At 67.0% G+C, this 25,387-nt stretch carries 17 protein-coding genes; 10 read left to right on the forward strand and 7 right to left on the reverse strand.

Annotated features, from left to right (window positions below; genetic code table 11):
• Window positions 1–192: 192 nt before the first annotated feature.
• The 3 genes from FHW58_RS27765 to FHW58_RS02675 form a co-directional block, all read right to left on the reverse strand.
• Entirely contained in the window at window positions 193–4,140 is a 3,948-nt protein-coding gene (locus FHW58_RS27765) for an AAA family ATPase (RefSeq protein WP_179671526.1), read from the reverse strand.
• On the reverse strand, window positions 4,137–5,363 hold the full coding sequence (locus FHW58_RS02670) for an exonuclease SbcCD subunit D C-terminal domain-containing protein (RefSeq protein ID WP_179671527.1): 1,227 nt from the start codon (window positions 5,361–5,363) through the stop codon (window positions 4,137–4,139). Before FHW58_RS02670 ends, FHW58_RS27765 begins: the two co-directional genes overlap by 4 nt.
• 66 nt (window positions 5,364–5,429) lie before the next feature.
• Window positions 5,430–8,051: a diguanylate cyclase domain-containing protein gene (locus tag FHW58_RS02675; protein WP_179671528.1), complete on the reverse strand. Its 2,622-nt coding sequence runs from the start codon at window positions 8,049–8,051 to the stop codon at window positions 5,430–5,432.
• A gap of 134 nt (window positions 8,052–8,185) precedes the next feature.
• Between FHW58_RS02675 and FHW58_RS02680 the strand changes: the two genes are divergently transcribed.
• From FHW58_RS02680 to clpB, 7 genes are all read left to right on the forward strand, one after another.
• Window positions 8,186–9,427 carry a winged helix-turn-helix domain-containing protein gene (locus FHW58_RS02680; protein ID WP_179671529.1) on the forward strand — a complete coding sequence of 414 codons (1,242 nt, stop codon included), beginning with the start codon at window positions 8,186–8,188 and terminating at the stop codon, window positions 9,425–9,427.
• Complete coding sequence (locus FHW58_RS02685; RefSeq protein ID WP_179671530.1) at window positions 9,424–10,413, forward strand: DUF2804 domain-containing protein; 990 nt, start codon at window positions 9,424–9,426, stop codon at window positions 10,411–10,413. The genes FHW58_RS02680 and FHW58_RS02685 overlap by 4 nt, the downstream gene beginning before the upstream one ends.
• 6 nt (window positions 10,414–10,419) lie before the next feature.
• Window positions 10,420–12,825: a bifunctional acetate--CoA ligase family protein/GNAT family N-acetyltransferase gene (locus FHW58_RS02690; RefSeq protein WP_179671531.1), complete on the forward strand. Its 2,406-nt coding sequence runs from the start codon at window positions 10,420–10,422 to the stop codon at window positions 12,823–12,825.
• A gap of 129 nt (window positions 12,826–12,954) precedes the next feature.
• Window positions 12,955–13,662, forward strand: a complete 708-nt coding sequence (locus tag FHW58_RS02695) for a hypothetical protein (RefSeq protein WP_179671532.1) — start codon at window positions 12,955–12,957, stop codon at window positions 13,660–13,662.
• A gap of 79 nt (window positions 13,663–13,741) precedes the next feature.
• Entirely contained in the window at window positions 13,742–16,288 is a 2,547-nt protein-coding gene (locus tag FHW58_RS02700; protein ID WP_179671533.1) for a DUF349 domain-containing protein, read from the forward strand.
• Window positions 16,285–16,743 (forward strand): molybdopterin synthase catalytic subunit MoaE, encoded by a 459-nt coding sequence (gene moaE, locus FHW58_RS02705; RefSeq protein WP_179671534.1) that lies wholly within the window; start codon window positions 16,285–16,287, stop codon window positions 16,741–16,743. Before FHW58_RS02700 ends, moaE begins: the two co-directional genes overlap by 4 nt.
• Before the next feature lie 65 nt (window positions 16,744–16,808).
• Entirely contained in the window at window positions 16,809–19,397 is a 2,589-nt protein-coding gene (gene clpB / locus FHW58_RS02710; RefSeq protein ID WP_179671535.1) for an ATP-dependent chaperone ClpB, read from the forward strand.
• A gap of 73 nt (window positions 19,398–19,470) precedes the next feature.
• On the opposite strand, the gene FHW58_RS02715 is transcribed toward clpB, so the two are convergent.
• The gene (locus tag FHW58_RS02715) at window positions 19,471–20,364 is read right to left on the reverse strand and encodes a GGDEF domain-containing protein (protein ID WP_179671536.1); all 894 of its coding nucleotides are present in this window, start codon (window positions 20,362–20,364) and stop codon (window positions 19,471–19,473) included.
• Between the two features lie 201 nt (window positions 20,365–20,565).
• On the opposite strand from FHW58_RS02715, the gene rraA reads away from it, so the two are divergent.
• Window positions 20,566–21,060, forward strand: a complete 495-nt coding sequence (rraA, locus tag FHW58_RS02720) for a ribonuclease E activity regulator RraA (protein ID WP_179671537.1) — start codon at window positions 20,566–20,568, stop codon at window positions 21,058–21,060.
• Between the two features lie 56 nt (window positions 21,061–21,116).
• Here the strand turns inward: rraA and FHW58_RS02725 are convergent, their stop codons facing one another.
• Complete coding sequence (locus FHW58_RS02725; RefSeq protein ID WP_229265027.1) at window positions 21,117–21,335, reverse strand: hypothetical protein; 219 nt, start codon at window positions 21,333–21,335, stop codon at window positions 21,117–21,119.
• Window positions 21,336–21,337: 2 nt separating this feature from the next.
• Complete coding sequence (locus FHW58_RS02730; RefSeq protein ID WP_154364341.1) at window positions 21,338–21,595, reverse strand: hypothetical protein; 258 nt, start codon at window positions 21,593–21,595, stop codon at window positions 21,338–21,340.
• Between the two features lie 165 nt (window positions 21,596–21,760).
• Between FHW58_RS02730 and FHW58_RS02735 the strand changes: the two genes are divergently transcribed.
• Together FHW58_RS02735 and FHW58_RS02740 are read left to right on the forward strand one after the other, a co-directional pair.
• Window positions 21,761–22,720: a 23S rRNA (adenine(2030)-N(6))-methyltransferase RlmJ gene (locus tag FHW58_RS02735; RefSeq protein WP_179671539.1), complete on the forward strand. Its 960-nt coding sequence runs from the start codon at window positions 21,761–21,763 to the stop codon at window positions 22,718–22,720.
• Between the two features lie 45 nt (window positions 22,721–22,765).
• Window positions 22,766–24,034, forward strand: coding sequence for an EAL and HDOD domain-containing protein (locus FHW58_RS02740; RefSeq protein WP_179671540.1), 1,269 nt, complete (start codon window positions 22,766–22,768; stop codon window positions 24,032–24,034).
• Between the two features lie 99 nt (window positions 24,035–24,133).
• Here FHW58_RS02740 and FHW58_RS02745 read toward each other — a convergent pair whose 3' ends face one another.
• Window positions 24,134–25,387, reverse strand: a complete 1,254-nt coding sequence (locus FHW58_RS02745; RefSeq protein ID WP_179671541.1) for a lipoprotein-releasing ABC transporter permease subunit — start codon at window positions 25,385–25,387, stop codon at window positions 24,134–24,136.

A 25,387-nucleotide genomic window follows, 5' to 3' on the forward strand; every position in this document is an offset into this window, starting at 1 on the left:
GGGGGAGCCTCCCAGCCATGATAGCAAAAAAACAGCGCGGCGCTATTGAAGCATGTCGTTCCGGCGCAGGCCGGAACCCATGGAACGTTGGCATGATATGACGCATGCGGCGTATGGATTCCGGCCTGCGCCGGAATGACACATCAAGCGCCAACGGCCGTGCAGACCGTCAGGCGCGGCGCGTGCGGGCTCCTATTGAACGCTGATGGCGCTGCGGCCGCCGGCGGCGGGTTGGACCAGGATCTTGGCCGAGATCCGTTCGGTCATTTCCTGCACGTGGGAGATGACGCCGACCTTGCGGCCCATGGCCTGTAACCCGTCCAGCGCGTCCATGGCGACGCGCAGGGTGTCGGCGTCCAGGCTGCCGAAGCCTTCGTCAATGAACAGCGATTCGACGCGCACGCGGTTGGAGGACAGCGAGGCCAGGCCCAGCGCCAGCGCCAGCGAGACGAGGAAGGATTCGCCGCCGGACAGCGAGTGCACCGAGCGCATTTCGCCGCCCATGTCCTGGTCGCGCACCAGCAGCGCGAGCGATGGGGCGGCGTTGTTCTGGATGCGTTCCAGCTGGTAGCGGCGCGACAGGTGGTTGAGGTGGGCGTTGGCGTAGCCGAGCAATACGTCCAGCGTGAATTGCTGGGCGTAGTTGCGGAAACGCTTGCCGTCGGCGGAGCCGATCAGGTCATGCATGCGCGCCCAGCGCTGGGCGATGGCTTCCTGTTGTTCGATCTCGGCCAGCATGGCGCTGGAGCGGTGGCGCTTGTCGTCGTCCTGCGCCAGCGCGAGGTGCAGGGCGGTGGCGTGGTCGTTGGCGGTTTTGCGTTCGGCCAGCAGGGCGTTGAGTGCGGCGGTGATGACGGCGGTGGGCGGTTCGGCCGGCGGCGCAGCGGAGGGGGCGCTTGCCGGTGCTTCGTCGGCGGCTGAGGTGGTCGCAGGCGAGGTGTCGTCGGCCCAGAGGTCGGCGGTGGCTGGCAGCGGCGCGGCGGCTTGCGAGGTACGGCCAGCGCCGACGGCGTTGGCACCGGTGGTGTCGGCGGCGGCGGGCGCGGGCGCGGTGCGGGGCGGCGGGGCGGTGAGCTGGTGTTGTTCGCGTTGGCGCTGGCGTTCCTGCAGCACCGTGGCGGCGTGGTCGGCGGCGCGGGACAGGGCTTGCAGCGCCTCACGTTCGGCGTGGACGTCGTCGGCGGCGAGGGCGAGCAGTTCGTGCAATTGCGCCAGATCGTGTAGGCCGGCGTCGGGCTGGCGTTGCTGGAATGCGGCCAGCCACTCGGCCAGACGCGCGGCGGCGGTGTCGGCGGCGGCTTGCAGCGTGGTGAGACGATTGTGCGCCTGCGACAAGGCTTCGTCGCAGCGCGTGCGATGTTGTGCCGCGTGCTGCGCGGCGGCCTGGCTGGCGGCATGGCGTGCCCTGGCGTTGTCGATGGCCGCTTGCAGCGCGGCTTCCACGTCGCTGATTTCCCTGCCGCCCCACATGGCCATGCGCTGGTCCTGGCTCGCCTTCAGCGCCGCATCGGCGGCATTGAAGGCATCGCGGGCGGCGACGGCATCCTGGCCGGCCTTGGACAGCGCCTCGTTCAGCCCTTTCAATTCCACCTCGATGGCGGCCATGGCGGCGGCGCGTTCATCGTAGGCCGCGCGCTGCGCCAGCCATTGCTTGCTCTCCGCCTGACGCGCTTCATAGAACCGCGCGGGCCCCGACTTCCAGTCTTCCTTCCACTCTTCGCTTGGAAGATCGCCGCCGCTGAAGGCCGCGTCCAGATCGGACAGCAGCCCGCTCAGCACCAGCGCCACTTCGATGCGCTGGTCTTCCAGCGCCTTGTATTCGGTGTTAGCCTGGGCCAGCGCCGTCCTGGCGGCGGCCGCCACGGTTTGCAGGCGCGTATGTTCGGCGGCGGCGCGCTCGTAAGCGGCTTGCGCCTGGTCGCGCGCCGCGCGGGCCGCGTGGACCTCGCGCTCCTGCTGCTCGACGGCCTGCAGGCCTTGCTGCGCTTCCACCAGCTTGTCGCTGAACCACTGGGTGCGCCCGGCCTCCGGCGGTACGGCGTTGGCGACCACCAGCGCATGCGCCGACCACGCGGCCGCCACGCGCTCGATCGCTTGCTGCACCGAGCGCTGTTCCGCAGCCAGCACGTTCAGCTGGTCGGCGCTGGTCTGCGCGGTGGCCCGTTGCGTCGCCTGCAGATTGACGTTGGCCTCCATCTGCTGACGGCTGCGGGCCACGTCGCCTTGCAATTCGCGCAGCATGGTTTGCAGGCTGTCGTCGTTGTGGCGGTATGGATGGTCCTTGGCGCCGCAGACCGGGCAGGGCGTCTCGTCCTCCAGCGTCTGCCGCAGCGATTCAACGCTGGCCGCGGTAGCCGCCTCCGCCAGCTTGAGCGAACGCTCGGCCTGCGCGAAGGTCGCCAGAATCGCGATGCCTTCCTGCTGCGCGGCCGCCAGTTGGGCCTCGGCGGCTGCCATGCTCTGGCGCAGCTGCGCCGACTGGGCCGCGATCTGCGCGTGGCGGACCTGGCGGGCATCGAGATCCAGCCAGATTTTTTCCGCGCTGGACAGGCGGTCGCGGTATTGCTCCCAGCTCGCGCGCGACGCCTGCAACTGCTCGACCGAATAGGCGGCCAGGTCTTGCGCCGCCTGCTGGCGCTGCAAGTCCAGCGTTTGCAGCGCGTCGACGGCGCCGGCCAGCTTGGCGCTGGCGTCGGCTTCCTCGTCGCGGTGCAGCTGCGCGTTGCGCTGCACGCGCGACAGGCCGGCATGCAGGCGCTCGGCCTGCGCAGCCGCCTGGCCGGCCTGCACGAACAGCACGTCCCAGCGCTCCCACTGCTGCGCCAGCGCTTTCCAGTGCTTGTGCTGTTCCAGCCACGTCACGCCGGCCTGCTGCTGCGCGGCGAGGCGCGCGTGTTCGCTCTGGCGCGATTGCAGCGCGGCCCTGGCGGCGGCGTCGGCCTGTTCGGCTTTCGCGCAGGCGTCCGAGGCCTGGCGCCAGGCCGGCAGCATGGCTTCGATGCGCGCGTCCAGCGCCTTGGCCTGGTCCAGTTGCGGCGCGGCGGCGCGCTGCGCGGCCTCGGCTTCCTGCTGGGCGACCGCGGCTTGCGCTTGCGCGGCGGTGGCCTGCTCCAGCGCCTGCGCGGCCTGCTCCACGTTCTGTGCGCCGGCGACGATGGCTTCCCGCGTGGCGGCGATGTCGGCCTCGATACGGCGGATATCATCGGCCAGCGGACGCGCCGGCTGCACCGCGTCGATGCGCGCCAGCGCGGCGCGGCGTGGCGCGGCGGCTTCCACGGCCGCCTGCGCGTCGGCGCTGGCCTGGCGCGCAGCCTGCTCGTCCTGGGCCAGCTTGTCGGCCTGCTGGTGCCAGCGCAGTTCGTGCTCCAGCTCCGCCTTCTGCTGGTCCAGCGCTTGCAGGGCGATGGCGGCGTCTTTGCTCCTGGCTTCCAGCTCGGCGCGCTGCTCGGCGGTCAGCGGCTTCTGGTCGGCCAGCCGCAGAGTCAGTTTTTGCAGCGCCGCCTGTTCCAGCTTGTTGCGTTCAAACGCGCGGACCGAGATTTCGGAGTAGACCGTGCTGCCGGTCAGCGTTTCCAGCAGTTCGCCGCGCTCGTTGTCCTCGGCTTTCAGGAAGGCCGAAAACTCGTTCTGCGCCAGCAGCACCGCGCGCGTGAACTGCTCGAACGACAGGCCGATGCGTTTTTCGATTTCCGCCTTGACCTCGGTCTTGGTGGCACCGATTGGCTGTTCCGACGGCAGCGTCTTGAGCGCCATGGCGGTCGGCTGCAGCGCGCCTTCGGCCTTGGTGCGCGAACGGCGCACACTCCAGCGGGCGCGGTAGCGCGCGCCATCGCTGCCGACGAAGTCCACCTCCGCGTAGCCCTCCGCCGTGCCACGGCGCAGCAGCGTGCGCGGGTCCTGCGTGGAGACGGTTTCGTTGCCGACGTCGGCCAGGTAATTGCGACCGGCCACGCGCAGCAGGCGTGGTGTGGCGTCGTACAGCGCGAGGCACAGTGCGTCCAGCAGGGTGCTCTTGCCGGCGCCGGTCGGGCCGCTGATGGCGAACAGGCCGGTGGAGGCCAACGGCTCCGCTTCAAAGTCCACGCTGAATTCGTCGGCCAGCGAGGCCAGGTTCTTGCCGCTGATTTTCAGGATTCTCATGGCAGCATCAACTCCGCGAAGGCGCTCAGTTGATCGGCCGGCGCGTCGTTGCCGAAGCGCTGCTGGTAGAGCTGCCTGAAGATGTCGTCCGGCTTGAGCTTTTCCAGCTGGTCCAGCGTCATCACTTCCTGATCGATGGAGGAGGCGCGGGCGGCGGTGGAGGTTTCAATCTTTGCCAGCCGCACGGCCTTGCCGTCCAGCGCCGCCTCGATGCGCGCGCGCAGGCCGGGTTCCGGCTGCTCCAGCAGTACCCGCACTTCCAGGTACGGTTGCTGCTCCGGTGGCGCGTCTGGCGGCGCCAGCGCCGCCAGTTCGTCCAGCACCTGCGCCAGCGGCGCCGGTTTGGACGGCACGCGAAGCAGTTCCACCGCGCGCGGCACCGGCACCGGCACGATCTCGCGCAGCGCCGCACCTTCGAGGTCGATGCGCAGGATCTGGTGCGCGTAGTTCACTTCGGCGAAGGACAGCGGCAGCGGGCTGCCCGAATAGCGGATATGTGCCTGCTTGCCGACGTGCTGCGCCAGGTGCAAATGGCCCAGCGCCGCGTAGGCGATCGCCGGATCGAAGATCCCGGCCGGCAGCATCTCGGTGCCGCCGATGACGATGCGGCGCTCGGAGTCGCTCGACATCTGTCCATCCACCATGTGGCAATGGCCCATGGCGACGATGGCCTGGCCGTCCTCGCGCTTGCTCAGCGCCAGTTCACACGCCTGCTTGTACAGCGCGGCGATGCCGGCCAGATAAGGATCGGCGCCGTCCTCGGTGGCCACGCGCGGCACGTCGCCGGGGCGCAGGAACGGCACGGCCAGGCACCAGGCCTGTACCGTGCCGTCGCGGCCCGTCAGCGGCAGCACCAGCGAGTCGACGTCGATCTCGCCATCGGCATGGCGCTGGACGGCGCCGATGACGCGCGTGCCGTGGGCCTCCAGCAGCGGCCCCGGCGCGTCCAGCCGGCCGGGCGAGTCGTGGTTGCCGGCGATGACGATCAGGTTCAGGTGCGGCGCGCGCTCCCTGGCCTGCCGCAGGAAGCGGTATAACTGTTTCTGCGAGGCCGCCGACGGATTGGCGTTATCGTAGACATCCCCGGCGATCAGCAGCACGTCGGCCTGTTCGGCGACGATGGCGTCCAGCAGCCAGTCGAGGAAGCGCTGGTGTTCGTAATGACGCTCAAAATTATGCAGGGATTGGCCCAGATGCCAGTCGGAGGTGTGCAGCAGACGCATGAAAAAATGTGATCAAACAGCGGGAAAGCGCTCAATATAGCGCAAGCCGGCGCCTCCCGGTTTGATTTATGCCGCGTTGCTGGTCGGTCCCGGCACCGCCGGCCCGGCGCGGAAGGTGTTGCGGCCCGCCTGTTTGGCCTCGTACAGCAGGATGTCGGCGCGGTTCAGCAGTTCGGCGGGGCTGACGTCTTCGTCGCTGTAATAGGTCAGGCCGATGCTGGTCGATATCGACACCACGGTGCCATTCAGGTCGAAATCGGCCTGCATGGCGGCGACGATCTTGGCGGCCGCCGCCGCCGCGTCATCGGTGCGGTGGATGCGGTCCATGATGATGGTGAACTCGTCGCCGCCCAACCGGGCGATGGTGTCGCTGGCGCGCATGGTATGGGTCAGGCGCGCCGAGAAGGCCTTCAGCAGCGCGTCGCCGACGGCGTGGCCGAAGGTGTCGTTGACTGGCTTGAAGCGGTCGATGTCCATGTACATCACCGCCATCAGGTTGCCGTTGGCGCGCGCGGCGGCCATGGTGTCGTGCAGTTTTTGCAGGAAGCCGGCGCGGTTGGTCAGGCCGGTCAGCGCGTCCACCTGCGACAGGCGCAGCAGCCGCTGCTTCTCGCGCTTCTGCACGGTGATGTCCTGCCGCATGACGTGGAAGCCGATGATGATGGCGCCTTCCTCGTCCAGTTGCGGGATGTAGACCACCTCGTAGGTGCGCTCGATGGTGTCGCTGTCGTCGTCTTCCTCGAAGGTCAGCGTTTCGCCCGCCAGCGCGCGCAGGATGTAGGGTTCGAGGAAGGCGTAGCGTTCCTCGCCCATGGTTTCGCGGATGGTCCGGCCCAGCACCGTGGTGCCGCTGCGGTTGAACTCCCGCTCGTAGGCCACGTTGTGGAAGCGATAGACCTGTTCGGCGTCGATGTAGGCCACCATGGCCGGCAGCGTGTCGGCGATGGTGCGCAGGCGCGATTCGCTCTCGCGCAGCGCCATCACCGACTTGCGCACGTGGGTGATGTCGTCCACCGTGCCGACGTAGCCGTAGATTTTCCCGTCCACCACCATCGCCGCGATCTTGAACGACACCCAGACGATCATGCCGTCCGGATGGACGCAGCGCAGCGTGTCCTGGTAGGGCACCCGGGTTTGCGCCATGTGGGCCAGCGCGTTCTTGAGCACCATGCGGTCCTGCGGATGGACGGCGCGCAGCCAGGCGTCGCCCAGCGCTTCCTCGCGCGTCAGGCCCGTGATCAGCTCAAACGTGCGGTTGACGTAGGTGCAGTGACCGGAGGCGTCGGCGCGCAGCAGGCCAAGCGGCGAGGCGTCGTTGACGGCGGTGAGTTCGGCCTGTTGCTTGCGCGCGGCCAGTTCGGTTTCCTTGCGCGAGGTGATGTCGCGCACGGTGACCGCCACGCCGTCGGTGATCGGCACGATCTGGTGATGCAGCCAGTGCACCGCGCGATTGGGCAGGAAGTCGACCTCGAATTCCTCCTCCAGCGGCTGGCGCGATTCCAGCACGTGGCGGTATTTCTCCACGAAGCCCTTGGAGTGCAGGTCCGGCAGCACCTCGACCAGGCGCTTGTCCTTGATGTCGGCGCTGCGATAGCCCATCAACTGGGCGCCGCGCTCGTTCAGGTCGGCGATGGTGAAGTCGAGGATCTCGCGCTGCGCGCCGCGCATGCGGCAGGCCTTGAACAGGTAGACCGCGTCCAGGCTGGCGTCGGCGGCGGCGCGCAGCATCAGTTGCGCCTCGATCACCATGCTGGCGGTGCGGCGCAGGCGGTAGGCCTGGCGCATCAGCAGATAGACGAACAGCGTCACTAGCACCGACACCACGCTGGCGGCGCCCAGATATATCGTGCGGCGGCGGTCAAAGCGCGCCATGGCCGACTCTGTCGGATTACCGACCACCGCCGTCAGCAGGTAGCGCGGCATGTCGGCGTAGCCGTAGATGCGGTCGACGGCGTCGAAGCGGCGCTTGAGCACAAATTCGTCGGACGGCTGCGACACGGTGAAATCGATGCTGTCGCTGATGATCACCTGGTCGTCGATGCGCGCGGCGGACATGCCGTTTTCGCGACTGATCAGCATCACCGCGCCGCCCGGATCGACGTTCAGGCGGTCGTAGTCCTCGACGAAGTAGGCCGGATCGATCATCATCATGATCACGCCGGCGAAGCTGCCGTTGGCGTGATTGAGCCGGCGCGAAATCTGGATCTGCCATTTCTTGGTGCGGCTGTCGACCACCGGCGTGGTCACCAGCGAGGTGTCGGACGGATTGCCGGCGTGGTTGCGGAACACCGCCTGGCGCTTCAGGTCCGGGCCAAAGTAACCGTTCATGCTGTCGACCACATTGCCGTCGCGGTCGAGGATGGCCAGCGGCAGATCGAGCTTGGTCGGCAGCTGCGAGTCCAGCAGGCCGTTCTTGCGGGCGAATTCGGCCAGCCGCAGCGCGCCGCCGGTTTCCTCGTATTTGAGCTTGAACAGCTGGGTGGCGTGATCGACCTGGCGCAGCAGGTGGTTGCTATGCTCGGCCAGCGTGCGCGCCAGCGACTGGCTATGCAGCACCGCCTCGTAACGGGCGGTGCGCTGCTCCTGCACGATCTGGTAGGCGATTGCGGCCCACGTAAATACCAGCAGCCCGGCGCCGAACGCGGGTAGCAGCATGGCGCGGTACAAACGGCGGAAGAAATCGAGCATCGGACAGCGTTCCTCATCGGCGGTCGGCAACCTTTGGGGTATTCTGCCCGGAAATATCGCTTTTGGTGTGAAAGTGGCGAAAAAACCTCATTCGCCGCACAGGCAATATTGAAAACTTTATTAGAATAGCGCCCATGACCGAACTGATTTTGAGCCTGTCCGCCGCCCGCGCGCTGCACTTGGCGGCCCAAGGGCTGTTGCAGCCGCGCCGCCGCAAGGCGCGCCAGGCCGACCTGCTGGCGGCGATCCGGCAGATGGGCGTGCTGCAAATCGATACCATACACGTGGTGGCGCGCAGCCCGTACCTGGTGCTGTGGAGCCGCCTGGGCGATTATCCGCCGGCCTGGCTGGAGCAGGCGCTGGCCGCCGGCGAACTGTTTGAATACTGGGCGCACGAGGCCTGCTTCGTGCCGGTCGAGGACTATGGCCTGTACCGCCACCGCATGCTCGATCCCGAGGCCATGGGCTGGAAGTACTCCGCCACCTGGATGAAGGAGCGCCGCGAGGAAGTCGAGGCGGTGCTGGCGCATATCCGCGCCAACGGCCCGACGCGCTCCTCGGACTTCGAACGCACCGACGGCAAGGCCAGCGGCTGGTGGAGCTGGAAGCCGGAGAAGCGCTCGCTGGAGGTGTTGTTCACCACCGGCCAGCTGATGATCGCGGCCCGCCACAACTTCCAGCGCGTCTACGATCTGGCCGAGCGCGTGCTGCCGCACTGGGATGACAGCCAGCTGGCGTCCGAGGACGAGGTGCGCCGCGCCCTGGTGCTGAAAGCCGTCAAGGCCATGGGCTGCGCGCGCGCCGCCTGGATCAGCGATTATTTCCGCACCCGGCCGCCGCGTCTCGATCCCGACACGCTGGTCGGGGAGGGCGCCTTGCTGCGCGCCTGGGTGGACGACTGGGATGACCCGATCTACGTCCATCCCGACCACGCGGCGTTGCTGGAGAGCGCCGCCGCTGGCGCGCTGGCGCCGACGCTGACCACCATCCTGTCGCCGTTCGATCCGGTGGTGTGGGACCGCCGCCGTGCGCTGGAACTGTTCAACTTCGACTACCGGCTGGAATGCTACACGCCGGCCGACAAGCGCAAATACGGCTACTTCACGCTGCCCATCCTGCGCCGCGGCGCGCTGGTGGGGCGGGTGGACGCCAAGGCGCACCGGCGCGACGGCGTGTTCGAACTGAAGTCGCTGGTGCTGGAGCCATCGGCGCGCGTCAGCGAGCGCTTCACGCGCGACATCGCCGGCGCGCTGCAACGGCTGGCCGACTGGCACGGTTGCCCGCAAATACAGATCACGCAGTCCGTGCCGGCCGCATTTGGCCGGCAACTGCAAGCCGCGCTGGCCGCCGCCGACGCCACCAGGGAAGCCGCATGACGCTGCCCGCCGCACCCGAAAGCCTGCTGGGCGCCGACGGCCAGCCGCTGTTTGGACGTTACGCCGGCCAGGTCGGCAGCATCGACTGGAGCCAGTTGGCCGCGCCGTTTTCGCGCAATCCGCTGTGGCGGCGCTTTCATCACAAGCGCTGGCACTACGTGGCACTGTGCACCGAGGAGGTGTTCTGCGCCGTCGCCATCGTCGATCTGGGCTGGATCAGCACCGCCTTCGCCTACGCCTTCGAGCGCAAGGACGGCGACATGCTGGCCAACTTCTCGCAGGACGGCCTGCCGCTGGTGTCGGCCAAACTGGCCAACCACGCCGGCGAGTCGAGCAGCTTTTCGCGCGGCGGCGCGCACATCGCCATCGAAGCCGGCGCTGATGGCGGCTACGCGCTGACGCTGCGCTGCGACTACCTGGAAATCGACGCCGCCTTCGGCCCGTCGCCATCGCCGCTGCTGCTGGCCAGCGGGCCGATCGCGCATGGCTCGGTGCACGCGACGCAGAAGTCGTCCGCCATGCCGCTGCGCGGCGAGGTGCGCACCTGGCGCGATGAGTTCAGGCTCGATGGCGGCGTCGCCAGCTTCGATTACTCCAACGGCCTGCTGGCGCGGAACACCGCCTGGCGCTGGGCCTCGGCGCACAACATGGAGCTGGGCGTCAACCTGCAGGCCGGCTACTTCGGTGCCCGCGAAAACGCGCTGTGGCTGGACGGCGACCTGATCGCGCTCGGCCCGGCGCACTTCCTGTACGATAAAAAGGACGCGCTGTCGCCGTGGCACATCTTCACCGAAGACGATATGCTGGACCTGATCTTCACGCCGGAAGGCGCGCGCCGCGACAACAAGAAAATGGTGGTGGCGGCCAGCCGCTACCTGCAGCCGATCGGCACCTTCAGCGGCTGGGTGCGCGCCGCGCCCGACGCACCGAAACGCATGGTTACGCAGTTGATGGGCGTGACCGAAGACCATTCCTCCCGCTGGTAAGGCCCTATGAGCATCCGTAATCTCGACCGTCTGTTCCAACCGCGTTCCGTGGCCGTGATCGGCGCCTCCGACAAGCCGCTGCGCATCGGCACGCGGGTGCTGGCGAACCTGCTGGACGGCGACTTTACGCGCAACGGCGGCACCGTCTGGCCGGTCAATCCCAAGTACCAGCGGCTGCAAGGCCTGCCGTGCCACGCGCGCGTGAGCGCGCTGCCGCTGGCGCCCGACCTAGCCATCATCTGCACCCCGCCCGGCACCGTGCCGGGACTGATCCATGACCTGGGCGCGGCCGGCTGCAAGGCCGCCATCGTGATGACGGCCGATCCGGGTCACAACGGCGGCCGCGGGCTGCGCCAGCCAATGCTGGAGGCGGCGCGCCCGTACCTGCTGCGGGTGCTCGGCGCCAGCAGCGCGGGCCTGCAGTCGCCGGCGCTGGGGCTGGACGCCAGCTTCACGCAGATGCCGGCGCGGAAGGGCAAGCTGGCCTTCGTGTCGCAGTCGGCGGCGCTGGCGACGGCGGTGCTGGACTGGGCCGGGCAGCGCGGCATCGGCTTCTCGCGCTTTGTCGCCATGGGCGACGGTGCCGATATCGATTTCGGCGATCTGCTGGACTACCTGGCGGCCGATGGCGAAACGGAAGCCATCCTGCTGTGCATCGAGCAGGTAAGCAGCGCGCGCAAGTTCATGTCGGCCGGCCGCCTGGCGGCGCGCGGCAAGCCGGTCATCGTGCTCAAGGTCGGGCGCGACGCGGCGCCCGGCGCGGACATGGTGTTCGACGCGGCCATCCGCCGCGCCGGCATGCTGCGCGTGTACTCCACCGAGGACTTGTTCGACGCCGTGGAAACGCTGGCGCGCCAGCGCCCTCAGCGTGGCGAGCGGCTGGCGGTATTGACCAACGGCGGCGGCCTGGGGCTGATCGCCGCCGACGCTTTGGCCTGCACCGGCGCGCAACTGGCCACGCTGTCGGCGGACACGCTGAAGCGGCTGGCGCAGGCCGGCGCGCCGCAAGCCAACCCGGTCGACCTGCTGGCCGACGCGCCGGTCGAACGCTACGCCGGCGCCGTGCAGGCGCTGTTGAATGAGGCGCATGCCGACGCGCTGCTGTTCCTGCACGCGCCCACCGCCATGGTCGGCAGCGAGCAGATCGCGCAGGCGGTGGCGCCGCTGATGCAGGCGGCCGGCAAGAACGTGCTGTCCTGCTGGCTGGGCGGCGGTTCGGTGGCGCAGGCGCGCCGCGTGTTCGCCGAGGCCGGCCTGCCGACCTATGACACGCCGGAGAAGGCGGTCAACGGCTTCCTGCAGATTGCCCAGTACCGCCGCAACCAGGAGCTGCTGATGGAAGTGCCGGTCGGCGTGCCGAACACCGGCGCGAAGGCGCGGGCGGCGGCGCGCGGTCTGGTGCAGGCGGCGCTGCACGCGGGCCACAGCCAGTTGAGCGACGCCGATGCGCGCACCTTGATGTCCGCCTATGGCATTGCGCTGGCGACGCCGCAGCAGGCAGCGCTGGCCGGCGCCACGCTGCTGGCGGCGCGCATCCAGACCGGCCATGATCCGGTGTTTGGTCCGGTGCTGTTCTTCGGACAAGGCGGCATCGCGGCTGACGTGGTCAACGACCGCGTGGCCGGCCTGCCGCCGCTGAACATGACGCTGGCGCGCGACCTGGTCGGCCGCACCCGCGTCTCGCGTCTGCTGGCGCAGGGCCAGACCGCCGCCGACGGCGAAGCGCTGATCCGCACGCTGGTGCAGGTGGCCGACATGGTGGCCGACCTGCCCGAACTCACCGAGCTGGATCTGAATCCGCTGCTGGCCCTCGGCGGCAGCGTGGTGGCGCTGGGCGCGCGCATGCACCTGGCCAAGGCGCGCGGCCGGCGCGCCGAGTTGGCCATCCGCCCGTATCCGCAGGAGCTGGAGGAGCGGCTGGACTGGAACGGCGGCCAGATTCTGCTGCGGCCGATCAAGCCGGAGGATGGCGCGCAGCACCAGCAATTCTTCGCCGCGCTGGCGCCGGACGACATCCGCCTGCGCTTTTTCTCCGCCATGCGCGAACTGCCGCCGGCCCAACTGGCGCGGCTGACGCAAATCGATTACGACCGCGCCATGGCCTTCATCGCCACCCGGCCCAACGCCCAAGGCCAGCCGGAAACGCTGGGCGTGGTGCGGGCGGTGCTGGACCCCGACAATCAATCGGCGGAGTTCGCCATCATCGTGCGTTCCGATTTGAAAGGCAAAGGGCTGGGCTACATCCTGTTCCAGAAGCTGGTGGATTATTTCCGTGCGCGCGGCACCCGCGAGATCGTCGGCGACGCCTTGTCCGAGAACACCGGCGTGCAAAAACTGATACGCCATTTCGGCGGCGTGGTATTGCCGCATCCTGAAGCGGGAATGGTGCGCTTGCAGCTGCCTTTGCGATAGCATTCGCGGCGGGCTTGAGATATATTTGATCTACCAAGCGCGTTTGCGGGTTTGTGCTAGCTCAAAGCGCCGTTGTCGGGAAACTTTACACTTTTACTTCCGCTACCTCAGCCCAGGGAGTCAGTCAGAATGTTAACCGCCACATACACTTTGGTAGCCCTCTCGGTCGAGCAAGCCAGCGTTCGCCTCAGCCTGCTATCGTTCCAGAAGTATGTGCGGACCACGCTCATGCAGCAGAACAGCATGACCCTGTCGCAGCTGGAGTACGCCTGCGAAAACCTCAATACGCTGTACCAGGCCTGCCGCTGGCGCAAGACCGAGATGTACCTGATCCCGGCGCTGCGCGACGCCACCGAGCGTGCCGACCAGTTGCTGGAAGAGCTCAACCGCCTGAACCAGTCGGCCTTGATGTCGATCCGCCTGCTGCAGGACAAGCTGGGCGCGCTGGCCGACGTCCGCGACGAGCAGGTCAGCGAAGTGTGCGACAGCATCGACACCTTCTGCAGCGCGCTGCTGAAACGGCTGGAAAAAGAGGAGCAGGAGCTGTTCGCGCTGGCGCGCCACGCCATCGCCGGCGAAACCTGGTTTTCCATCGCCAACCAGTTGATGATGCACGACAAGCACCTGGACGAAATGAAACGCTCGGGCCTGCCGCCGGCCGAGGCGGCCCAGGTCACCGCGCGGCGCCGCGCGCTGCCGGGCGGCGAGATCGACGACGGCCAGATTTCCATTCCCGGCCTGCAAGTACTGCCCATCGTCAAGCTGGACGAGGTGCCGGCCGCGCCACCGCAGCGCGCGCCGCGACAGCTGTCGCGAGACGATGCCATTATGAAATAACCGCCTTCATGGTGTACTGACAGGGCAAATTTCCCCTGCTTTGCTATGATGGTGGTTTTAGCCATCACCATAGCGCACCATGTTCGATTTCCTCTTTAAGCGTGCGACCGAAACCTCGGCCGTTCCACCAGCACCAGCGGCCTCGCCGGAGCAGGACGCGGCCAGCGCCGCGACTGCCGGCCGCCGCGACGCGCAAACGCAGCGCGCCGCCGCGCTAAACGGCAATGAAGCGGCCGCCGTCGCCTTGATCCTGGAGAGCGAATTCGCCGGCGTGCGCCTGAGCGCGGCCGACCACGTGACGTCGCAGCCGGCGCTGGAACAGGTGCTGCAGGCGGTGCGCAATACCGACCGCCGCGTCGCCAAGCTGATGCAGGGCCGGCTGGACGCCATCCGCTACCAGCAGGCCGAGCGGCAAAAGGCCCAGGCCTGCCTCGATCTGGCCCAGCGCCTGTTGCAAGATGAGAAACTGACGCCGAACCAGGTGGCCGAGCTGGACCGCCAGTGGCAGGTGGTGGCCGAGGTGCCGGAACTGGCGCCATCGTACGCGTCCGCGCGCGCGGCGCTGGCGGCGCGGCTGGAGGCGCAGGTGGCCTTGCAGCGCCGCATCATCGACGCGCTGGCGGTTGTACGCAAGCTGCCGCAGGCCGGCCTGCCGGTGGAAGAGGCGCTGGCGGCGCTGGAGCGCCACGCGGCCGATCTGGCTGAATACCAGCAGGCGCCCGAACACGGCGCCTTGCCGCGCCACCTGTTGAGCGATTTCGCCCAGGCCGTCGAACAGACCCGCGCCACGCTGACCGCACCGCCCAAGCCGGCCGCCGCGCCGGCACCGTCGCCGTCGCCGTCCGCCGCGAACGCAAACACCAGCGCCGCCCAGCGCACGGCAGCGGGCGCCGCCTCGGCCGCCGGCGCCGAGGGCGCCGAAAGCCTGGCCGGCGCCGGCGGCGCTAACGGCGCGGCAAGCCCGGCCAGCGCCGGTGAGCCAGGCACGGCCGCCGCTGCGGCCAAGCCCGCCAAGCAGCCGAAGCAGCCGCCCCAGGAAACCGACAAGAAATTCCTGGAAACCATGGACGCGCTGGAAGCCGCCCTGGAGCACGGCCAACTGCACGCCGCCGCCGAGTACGACAAATGGCTGCGCGACCACAAAACCCGCCTGACGCCGGCCCAGAACGACCACCTGAACCACATCCGCGCCGAACTGAAGCGCCTGAACGACTGGGCGCGCTGGGGCGGCAACGTCTCGCGCGAGGAATTGGTCAAGGCCGTGGAAGAGTTGCCATCGCAGAAACTGTCGATGGGCGAGCTGGCCAAGAAAGTTGGCAGCATGCGCGACCGCTGGAAGCAGCTGGACGCCGTCTCCGGCCACGCGCCCAAATCGCTGTGGGAGCGTTTTGACGCCGCCTGCACCAGCGCCTACGCCCCGGCCGCCGCCCACTTCAAACAGTTGGCCGAGGAACGTCACGCCAACGCCGCCAAGGCACAGGCGCTGATCGCCGAAACCCAGGCGCTGGCGGAATCGGTGGCGGCCGGCGGCGCCGATCTGAAAAACGTGGCCGCCGCCGGCCAACGCCTGCGCCAGATGTGGACCCGCCTCGGCACCATCGACCGCAAGGAAAAGCGCAAGCTCGACCACACCTTCGACAAGGTGCTGGCCCACATGCTGGCGCCGCTGTCCGAGCAGCGCAAGGTGGAAGCCGCCAAGCGCGAGCAGCTGATCGCCGAGGCCGAGGCGCTGGAACCGTCCGACCGCCACACGCTGGACAAGCTGCGCCGCCTGCAGGAACGCTGGCAGGAGCAAGCCAAGGCGCTGCCGCTGGAACGCAAGGTCGAGCAGGCGCTGTGGCAGCGTTTCCGCGCCGCCTGCGATGCCATCTTCGCCAGGCGCAAGGAAACCGCCCACGCCGCCGACCACGAGCGCAAGGCCCATCTGCACGCCCGGGAAGACATCTGCAAGACGCTAGAGGAAGCCACCTTCAGCGGCGACGACAAGGCCCAACTGGCCGCCATCGCCACGGCGCTGAAGGACGCCGCCGCCGCCTGGAACGCCAGCGGCACCGTGCCGCGCGCGTCCGAGGCGCGCATCAACCAGCGCTACCACAACGCGGTCGGCAAGGTGCAGGCGCAGGCGGACGCCATCAAGCGCCGCGCCGGCGCCGCCCAGGCCAACGCGCTGCGCGACAAGCTGCGCCTCAACCAGGCGCTGGAAAGCGAGATTGCCGGCGAGGGCGCCATCGACACCGCCGCATGGCAGGCCAAGTGGGCGGCGCTGCCGTCGCTGGGCAACGACTACGAGCGGGCGCTGCAAGGCCGCTTCAACGCCGCGCTGGAGGCCGCCAACGGCAACCGCGCCGCCTACGCCGCCCAACTGGAGAGCAACCGCGCCAGGCTGCTGGATGAAATCCTGCGGCTGGAAATCGTGGCCGGCGTCGACAGCGGCGCCGAGTTTGCCCGCGAACGCCTGAAGATGCAGGTGGAAGTGTTGCAATCGTCGCTGAAGTCCGGCCAGAAGCCGCAGTCGGCCACCGCCGCCTACCTGCAACTGTGCGCCATGCCGGCGCTGGTGGACGCCCGCACCGCCAGCCGCATCGAACAACTTTTCCGCCGCATCGGCGCCTCGGAGCGCGCATGAGCCTGAACGAAGTCCGCATCCAGACCAACGATTTCGACCTGTCGACGGAAGTGGCCCATCTGCGCGCCAATTACCCCAAGGTTGGCGGCGTGGTGACCTTCGTCGGCACGGTGCGCGACCTGAACGAGGGCGCCAGCGTGTCGGAGATGGAACTGGAGCACTATCCGGGCATGACCGAGCAGTCGATCAGTGACATTATTGACAAGGCGAAACAGCGCTGGCCGATCTTCAGTGCGCTGGTGATCCACCGGGTTGGCCCGCTCAAGCCCAAGGACCAGATCGTGCTGGTGGCGGTGACCTCGGCCCACCGCGGCGAAGCCTTTGCCGCCAGCGAGTTCATCATCGACTACCTGAAGACGGAAGCGCCGTTCTGGAAAAAGGAGCAGACGCCCGAGGGCGCGCGCTGGGTGGATGCCCGCGTCAGCGACGACCAGGCGCTGAATAAATGGTTGTAGCGGCTTCTTGAAAAGCGATTGGTGGCCCCTATGTTAGCGATAGTTAAATATATCGGAGCAACACCATGCGGCAAGACAAACTCACCACCAAACTCCAGGAAGCCCTGTCGGACTCGCAGAGTCTGGCCGTGGGCAATGACAACCAGTACATCGAGCCGGTCCACCTGCTGACCGCGCTGCTGAACCAGGATGACGGCAGCGCCCGTTCGCTGCTGCAGCGCGCCGGCGTCAACGTCGGCGGCCTGACCAAGGCGCTGACCGGTGCCCTGGAACGCCTGCCCAAAGTATCCGGCACCGGCGGCAATGTGCAGGCCGGCCGCGACCTCGTGGCCGTGCTCAACCTGGCCGACAAGGAAGCGCAGAAGCGCGTCGACCAGTTCATCTCCAGCGAAATGGTGCTGCTGGCGCTGACCGAGGACAAGTCGGACGCCGGCACGCTGGCGCGTGAAAACGGCCTGACCCGCAAGGCGCTGGAAGCGGCCATCGACGCCGTGCGCGGCGGCGCCAAGGTGGACAACGCCGACGCCGAAGGCCAGCGCGAAGCCCTGAAAAAATACACCCTCGACCTGACCGAGCGCGCCCGCAACGGCAAGCTGGACCCGGTGATCGGCCGCGACGACGAGATCCGCCGCGCCATCCAGGTGCTGCAGCGCCGCTCGAAAAACAACCCGGTGCTGATCGGCGAACCGGGCGTGGGCAAGACCGCCATCGTCGAAGGCCTGGCGCAGCGCATCGTCAACAACGAGGTGCCGGATTCGCTCAAGGGCAAGCGCGTGCTGGCGCTGGACATGGCCGCGCTGGTGGCGGGCGCCAAGTACCGCGGCGAGTTCGAGGAACGCCTGAAATCCGTGCTGAAAGAGCTGGCCATGGACGAGGGCCAGACCATCGTCTTCATCGACGAGATGCACACCATGGTCGGCGCCGGCAAGGCCGATGGCGCGATGGACGCGGGCAATATGTTGAAGCCGGCGCTGGCGCGCGGCGAGCTGCACTGCGTCGGCGCCACCACGCTGGACGAGTACCGCAAATACATCGAGAAAGACCCGGCGCTGGAGCGCCGCTTCCAGAAGATCCTGGTTGACGAGCCGAGCGTGGAGGACACCATCGCTATCCTGCGCGGCTTGCAGGACAAGTACGAGCTGCACCACCAGGTGGCCATCTCGGACGCGGCCATCATCGCGGCGGCGGAGCTGTCGCACCGCTACATCACCGACCGCTTCCTGCCGGACAAGGCGATCGACCTGATCGACGAGGCCGCGGCCAAGATCAAGATCGAGATCGATTCCAAGCCGGAGGTCATGGACAAGCTGGAACGCCGCCTGATCCAGCTGAAGATCGAGAAGGAAGCCGTCAAGAAAGAAAAGGACGAGGGGTCGCGCAAGCGCCTGGACCTGATCGAAGAAGAAATCGTGCGCCTGACGCGCGAGCTGAACGACTACGAGGAAATCCTCAAGGCCGAGAAATCGGTGGTGGTGGGCAGCACGCACATCAAGGAAGAGATCGACCGCATCAAGCAACAGATGGAGCAGGCCACGCGCGAGAGCAACTGGCAGCGCGTGTCCGAGCTGCAGTACGGCCGCCTGCCCGAGCTGGAAGCGCAGCTGAAGCAGGCCGAGAAGGCCACCGCGGCGGCCGGCGGCGCCGACCCGTCCAAGCCCAAGCTGCTGCGCACCGAGGTGGGCGCCGAAGAGATCGCCGAAGTGGTGTCGCGCGCGACCGGCATTCCGGTGTCGCGCATGATGCAGGGCGAGCGCGAGAAGCTGCTGCACATCGAGGAAAAGCTGCACGAGCGCGTGGTGGGGCAGGACGAGGCGATCAGCGCCGTGGCCGACGCCATCCGCCGCTCGCGCGCCGGGCTGGCCGATCCCAACCGTCCGTACGGCTCGTTCATGTTCCTCGGCCCGACCGGGGTCGGCAAGACCGAGCTGACCAAGGCGCTGGCCGGCTTCCTGTTCGACACGGAGGAATCGCTGATCCGCATCGACATGAGCGAGTTCATGGAGAAGCATTCGGTGGCCCGCCTGATCGGCGCGCCGCCGGGCTACGTGGGCTATGACGAGGGCGGCTACCTGACCGAGGCCGTGCGCCGCAAGCCGTACAGCGTGATCCTGCTGGACGAGGTGGAGAAGGCGCACCCGGACGTGTTCAACGTGCTGCTGCAGGCGCTGGACGACGGCCGCATGACCGACGGCCAGGGCCGCACGGTGGACTTCAAGAACACCGTCATCATCATGACCTCCAACCTGGGTTCGCACAAGATCCAGTCGATGGAGGATTCGGACCCGGCGGTGGTCAAGCTGGCGGTGATGGCCGAGGTGCGCTCGCACTTCCGTCCGGAGTTCATCAACCGGATCGACGAGATTGTGGTGTTCCATGGCCTGGACGAGAAGAACATCGGCGCGATTGCGCGGATTCAGCTGGAAACCTTGCGTCATCGCCTGGCCAAGCTGGAGATCGGCATGGACGTGACCGACGCGGCGCTGCACAAGATCGCCGAGGCGGGCTACGATCCGGTGTACGGCGCGCGGCCGCTGAAACGGGCGATCCAGCAGGAGATCGAGAACCCGCTGTCGAAGCTGATCCTGCAAGGCAAGTTCGGGCCGAAGGACACGATCCACGTGGACGCCGTCAACGGCGAACTGGCCTTCGCCTGAGCGCCCTTGGCGCCCTTGGGGACAGACCACGTTTCTGAAATGTTCTAAAAATGTGGTCTGTCCCCACGGGGGGCTAGGGGCGGACGATGCGGTTGCGGCCGTCGCGCTTGGCGCGGTACAGCGCGTCGTCCGCCCGTTTCAATACTTCCTCGTATGACAGGTCGCCCGGCGTCATCTCGCTCAGGCCGCCGCTGATGGTGGCGCCGGTCTGCTCGGCAATGCGCAGACGCAGCCGTTCCGCGATCGGCAAGGCCTGCTCGCTGTCGGTGTGCGGCATCAGCACCACGAACTCATCCCCACCCAGCCGCGCCGGAAAATCGGTGGCGCGCAGCGCGCGCCGGCAGACGTCGGCAGTGGCCGCAATGGCCTTGTCGCCGGCCAGATGGCCCTGGGCGTCGTTGATGTTCTTGAAGTGGTCGATATCGAAAATCAGCACCGCCGCCGGCGTCTTGTAGCGGGCGAACAGTTCGAAATGCTCGGTCAGGCTGCTCATCAGCTTGCGCCGGTTGGCCAGGCCGGACAAGGAATCGGTTTCGCTCTGCATGCGCAGCAGCGCTTCCAGCTTCTTGCTGGCGGTGATGTTGCTGGCCACCCACAGCACCGCGTCCTCGTCCAGCACCGGGTATGCCAGCGGCTGCACGCGGCCTTCAAACCAGATCAGTTCGGCAGGGCCGTCGGTGCCGATGCCACGCACGTCCTCGCGGCCGAGCGCATATTCCACCACGTGCAAGCCTTGCGCGGCCAGCGCGATGGCTATCTGCGCGTGGAACCAGGCGGCCTTTTCGGGATGCAGCACGTCGTCCAGCGATTTGCCCACCAGTCCGCTGCCGTCGTGGTAGTAGCGGCTGTCGGTGCCGCCAAACACGGCCGCGTAACGGCCGCTGCGGGTCAGGATGAATGCCGGGTCCGGCAATGCCGACAGCAGCGCCGCAATCTGATCGTTCGAGAAGAGGGAAAGATCCGCCATCCGATATCGTTTTTCTAATTGATTAGTTTCCACTAATGTACCGTACTTTTGTCCAAGTGAACGTTATCGGCAGTAAATAGGAAAACTTAATCAACGTTCACTATTGTTGTTATCGAAAGAAGGTGTGCGCGCAGTGCGGCGTGGCCGCCGTCGCCAAAACGGCCTAGAATTAACCTTATTTCAACGATCCAGGGAATCACCATGAGTTTCGCCACCACCGACCTGTGCGACGACAACGCCAATCTGCTGGACGATGGCCGCCTGGCCGTGCTGCCGCCGGTATTCCGGCACTACGGCCAGCGGCTGCGCTTTGCCGGCCGCGTGGTCACACTGAAAGTGCACGAGGATAACGCGCTGGTGCGCGCCACGCTGGAAACGCCAGGCGACGGTAATGTGCTGGTGGTGGATGGCGGCGGCAGCCTGCGACGGGCGCTGGTGGGCGGGCAACTGGGCTTGCTGGCGCAGGACAATGGCTGGTCCGGCATCATCGTCGATGGCTGTATCCGTGACACCGAGGAAATCAACGCCTGCGACATCGGCGTGCGCGCATTGGGCGCGCATCCGCAAAAGCCCAACAAGAAAGGCGTGGGCGAGCGCAATGTGCGGGTGCACATCGCGGGCGTGCCGGTCAATCCGGGCGACTGGATTTATGCGGACGCCGACGGCGTGCTGATCGCGCAGCAGAAGCTGGCCTGATACCGCCCGATCCGCGCGACAAAAGCCGCGGCGTTGCCAGCGCCGCGGCGTGCCGTTCAAGGCGTCGACTGGTGCTGCTGCAGGTGGCGGCGCAGGCGCTGCTGGAATTCCTCGACGTCGTCGACCGTGCTCAGGTCGTCGTCGACTTCCACCATGTGGGTGGTGTGGCCGGGCGCGAACGACACCGTCGCCGCCACGCCATCCTTGGTTTCCGTCAGGTTATGTCCCTGGACGGCGCCCAGCACGTTGCCGTGCACGTCCGTAACGATGGTCATCTTCATGACATCCCCCCGCCTTGCAGGTTGTGGAAGCAGCCGCCGACGCCCTGGTTGTGGATGGCGACGAAGTACGTGGCGTTGCCGTTGTTGTCCTTGGCCTTGCGCTGCTGGTCGGCCAGGTGGACCGCGCCCTGGTTGGGCGTTTTGACGTCCGCCGACGCGAACTGGGTGCCGCGGTCGCCGCCGTAGGTGTAGCTCCAGAAAGCGGTCTGACCGGGCGCCAGGAAGGTCAGCGGCCCTACGTTGTTGAAAGCCATAATCTCCTCCATGAAAGATCGCCGCGCCAGCGGATGCCGGCGTGGCAGTTCCATGGTAGTCACGCCGGATGAACGCGCTTTGATCCAGGCGAAGTGCGGGCTTTTTTGGTGGCGGCCCGGTTCTGAGGGATAATGTCGGATTGAATCAATCAGGATCACCAGCTTATGTTCTCTTACCGCCACGCCTTCCATGCGGGTAACCACGCCGACGTGCTCAAGCACTTCATCACCATCCAGTTGCTGCAGTACCTGAACCAGAAAGACGTGGCCTACAGCTACATCGACACGCACTCGGGCGCTGGCGTCTACGAACTGGATGGCGCTTTCGCGTCCAAGAACGCCGAGTACGACACCGGCATCGGCCGCCTGTGGGAGCTCACCGACATGCCGGCGCCGGTCAAGGAATACGTCGACCTGATCCGCGCCATGAACCCCAGCGGCAAGATGCGCTACTACCCCGGTTCGCCGTACATCGCCGACCAGGTGGCGCGCGAGCAGGACCGCCTGCGCCTGTTCGAAATGCACCCGGCCGACGCCAAGCTGCTGGCCGATAACTTCCGCAAGCTGGAAGAGCATGCTGCGGCGCAAGGTATCCGCCCGACCGTGCGCGGCAAGCGCGTCCTCGTCAACCGCAGCGATGGCTTTGCCTCGCTGAAGGCGCTGCTGCCGCCGCCGTCGCGCCGCGCGCTGGTGCTGATCGATCCACCGTATGAGGACAAGCAGGACTACAAAAAGACCAAGGACGCGCTGGCCGAAGCGCTGGGCCGCTTCCCGACCGGCACCTACGCCGTCTGGTATCCGCTGCTGCAGCGCATGGAATCGCGCCAGTTCGCCGACAAGCTCAAGCAACTGCCGGCGGCGCAATGGCTGAACGTGGTGCTGACCATCAAGAAGCCGATGCCGGACGGCGTGGGCGGCCTGCACAGCAGCGGCATGTTCATCCTCAACCCGCCGTACACGCTGGAACCGATGCTGAAGGAAGTGATGCCGTGGCTGGTCAAGGCGCTGGGCGTCGACGCCGGCGCGCGCTTCACGCTGGAAAGCGGCACGCAGACGACGGGAATGCGCAACAGTGCCGAGCGCCGGCCGCCTGTCCGTCAGAAAAATATTGTCAAGAGTACATAATTAGGTATAGGCTGGTGGCAAGCAGATTGACAATGGGAGTTCCCCATGATGTTAGCCTCGACGCCGGCCGCCGCCCACCTGGCGGACAACTTCTTCCTCGCGCGCCAGCCCATCCTCAACCGGGGACAGCGGCTGGTCGGGTACGAACTGCTGTTCCGCGATGCCGGCTCCCACAACGGCGCCCACGTCATTGACGACACCGAAGCCACCGCCACCGTCATCGCCCACGCCTCGGAGCTCGGCATGGGGCAGGTGGTGGGCGACCAGATGGCGTTTGTCAACGTCGACGCGGTCGGCCTGATGAGCGACTTCATCCACTTCCTGCCGAACGACAAGGTGATCCTCGAAATCCTGGAGACGGTCAAGGCCACGCCGGAGGTGCTGGCGCGCATCCGCGAGCTCAAGGAAGCCGGCTTCAAGTTCGCGCTGGACGACGTGATCGGCCAGAACGAGGACGTGCAGAAGCTGACGCCGCTGTGCGACGTGATCAAGGTCGACATCAAGGACATGCAACCCGGCACGCTGCCGGCGCTGGCCAAGGTGCTGAAAAATCCGAAGCAGAAGCTGTTGGCGGAAAAGGTCGAAACCGTCGAAGAATTCCAGGAGTGCATGGAGCTGGGCTTCGAGTATTTCCAGGGTTACTATTTCGCCCGCCCGGTGATATTGAGCGGCAAGAAAATCTCGCCCTCGCAGTTGAGCGTGTTGAATCTGCTGGAGTTGCTTGACCGGGATGCCAGCAACACCGAGATCGAGCACAGCGTCAAGCACGACGCGCTGATCACGCTGAACCTGCTGCGGCTGGTGAACACGCCGGCGGTGGGCGCGCGGCAGCGCATCAATTCGGTGGGACACGCGCTGATGGTGCTGGGGCGGCGCCAGCTGCGGCGCTGGCTGCAGATCCTGCTGTACGTGAAGAACGGCGGCACGCAGGAATTCACCTCGCCGCTGCTGCAACTGGCCACCACGCGCGGCAAGACGATGGAACTGATGGTGGAGCACCGGCAGCCGGGGCAGCGGGTCAGCGCCGACATTGGCTTCACGGTGGGCGTGATGTCGCTGATGGACACGCTGTTTTCGATCCACATGCGCGAGGTGCTGGAAAGCGTGAACGTGCTGGACGACGTGCGGGCGGCGCTGCTGCACCGCGCCGGCGACTACGGCAGCATGCTCAGCCTGATTGAGCACATCGAGCGCGGCCGCGATGGCCGCGTGCTGGCCGAGATGCTGCACCAGCTCAATCTGCGGCCTTCCGAGCTGTACGCCATTCAGCTGGCCGCGATCGAGTGGGTGACCGAATACACCCGCGGCATCTAATCCGGGGTCAGGTCCTCCATTTGTACACGAGCTCTGCCCTAGGCGCGCCTAGGGCAGAGCTCGTGTACAAATGGAGGACCTGACCCCGGAGTTTTGGGGTTATTCGTAGCGCAGGGCTTCGGCTGGGTTGGTGCGGGTCGCCCACCAGCTCGGGTATAGCGTGGACAGGAAGGACAGGGCCACCGCCACGCCGACCACGCCGGCCACGTCGCTCCACAGCAGCTGCGACGGCACCGTGTTGATGAAGTAGATGTTCTTGTCGAGGAGCTGGATGCCCAGCAGGTGCTCGATGCCGCTGGCGATCTCCGGCAGATTCCACGCCACCAGCACGCCCAGCGTGGTGCCGGCCAGCACGCCCAGCAGGCCGGACAGCAGGCCCTGCACCATGAAGATCTTCATGATCGACGCCGGCCGCGCACCCAGCGTGCGCAGGATGGCAATGTCGGCCCGCTTGTCGGTCACCGACATCACCAGCATCGCCACCACGTTGAACGCGGCCACCGCCACGATCAGCGTCAGGATGATGAACATCATGTGCTTCTGGCTTTGCACCGCCGCAAACCACGTGGAATTGCGCTGGGTCCAGTCGCGCACCAGGTAGTTGCCGTCGAGGCTGTTCTTCAGTTCGTGGGCGATCTGCGGCGCCAGGTTGGCGTCGGCGATGCGCAGGCGCAGGCCCATCGGCAGGTTGATGTGCAACACGTCCTCGGCGTCCTGCAGGTGGATGAAGGCCAGGCTGGAGTCAAATTCGAAGTGGCCGACCTCGAACGTGCCGGCCACCGTGAAGCGGTGCGTCTGCGGCATCACGTTGTTGAGCGTGGCCTGCTGCGATGGCATGGCCAGGATCACGTGGTCGCCGGCCTTGACGTGCAGCGCCTTGGCCAGCTCGCTGCCCAGCACGATCTGGTTGGCGCCCGGTTTCAGCAGGTCCAGCGCGGCGGCGTTCTTGCCCTTCATGAAGTCGGCCACCTTGGCTTCCTGTTCGGGCAGGATGCCGCGCAGCAGCGCCGGCTTCATCGTGTCTTCCTGCAGCAGCATGCCGGGCAATTCAACGAAGGGGGCGGCGGCTTGCACCGCCGGATTGCGCTCGGCGTCGCGCGCGGTGGCTTGCCAGTCGGGCAGCGTGCCGCGCGCGTCGAATACTTCGATGTGCGACAGGATCGAGATCATGCGCGCGCCTACGTCGCGCTGGAAGCCGTTCATCACCGACAGCACCACGATCAGCGCCGCCACGCCCAGCCCGACGCCGGCGATCGAGACCAGCGACATGAAGGAGATGTAGCTGTTGCGGCCGCTACGGCGGCCGGCGCGGATGTAGCGCAGGCCGATCAGCCATTCGTAAGGTGTGGTCAT

Source organism: Duganella sp. 1224 (genome assembly GCF_013408245.1).
In the GTDB taxonomy this organism is placed as follows: Bacteria; Pseudomonadota; Gammaproteobacteria; order Burkholderiales; family Burkholderiaceae_D; genus Rugamonas.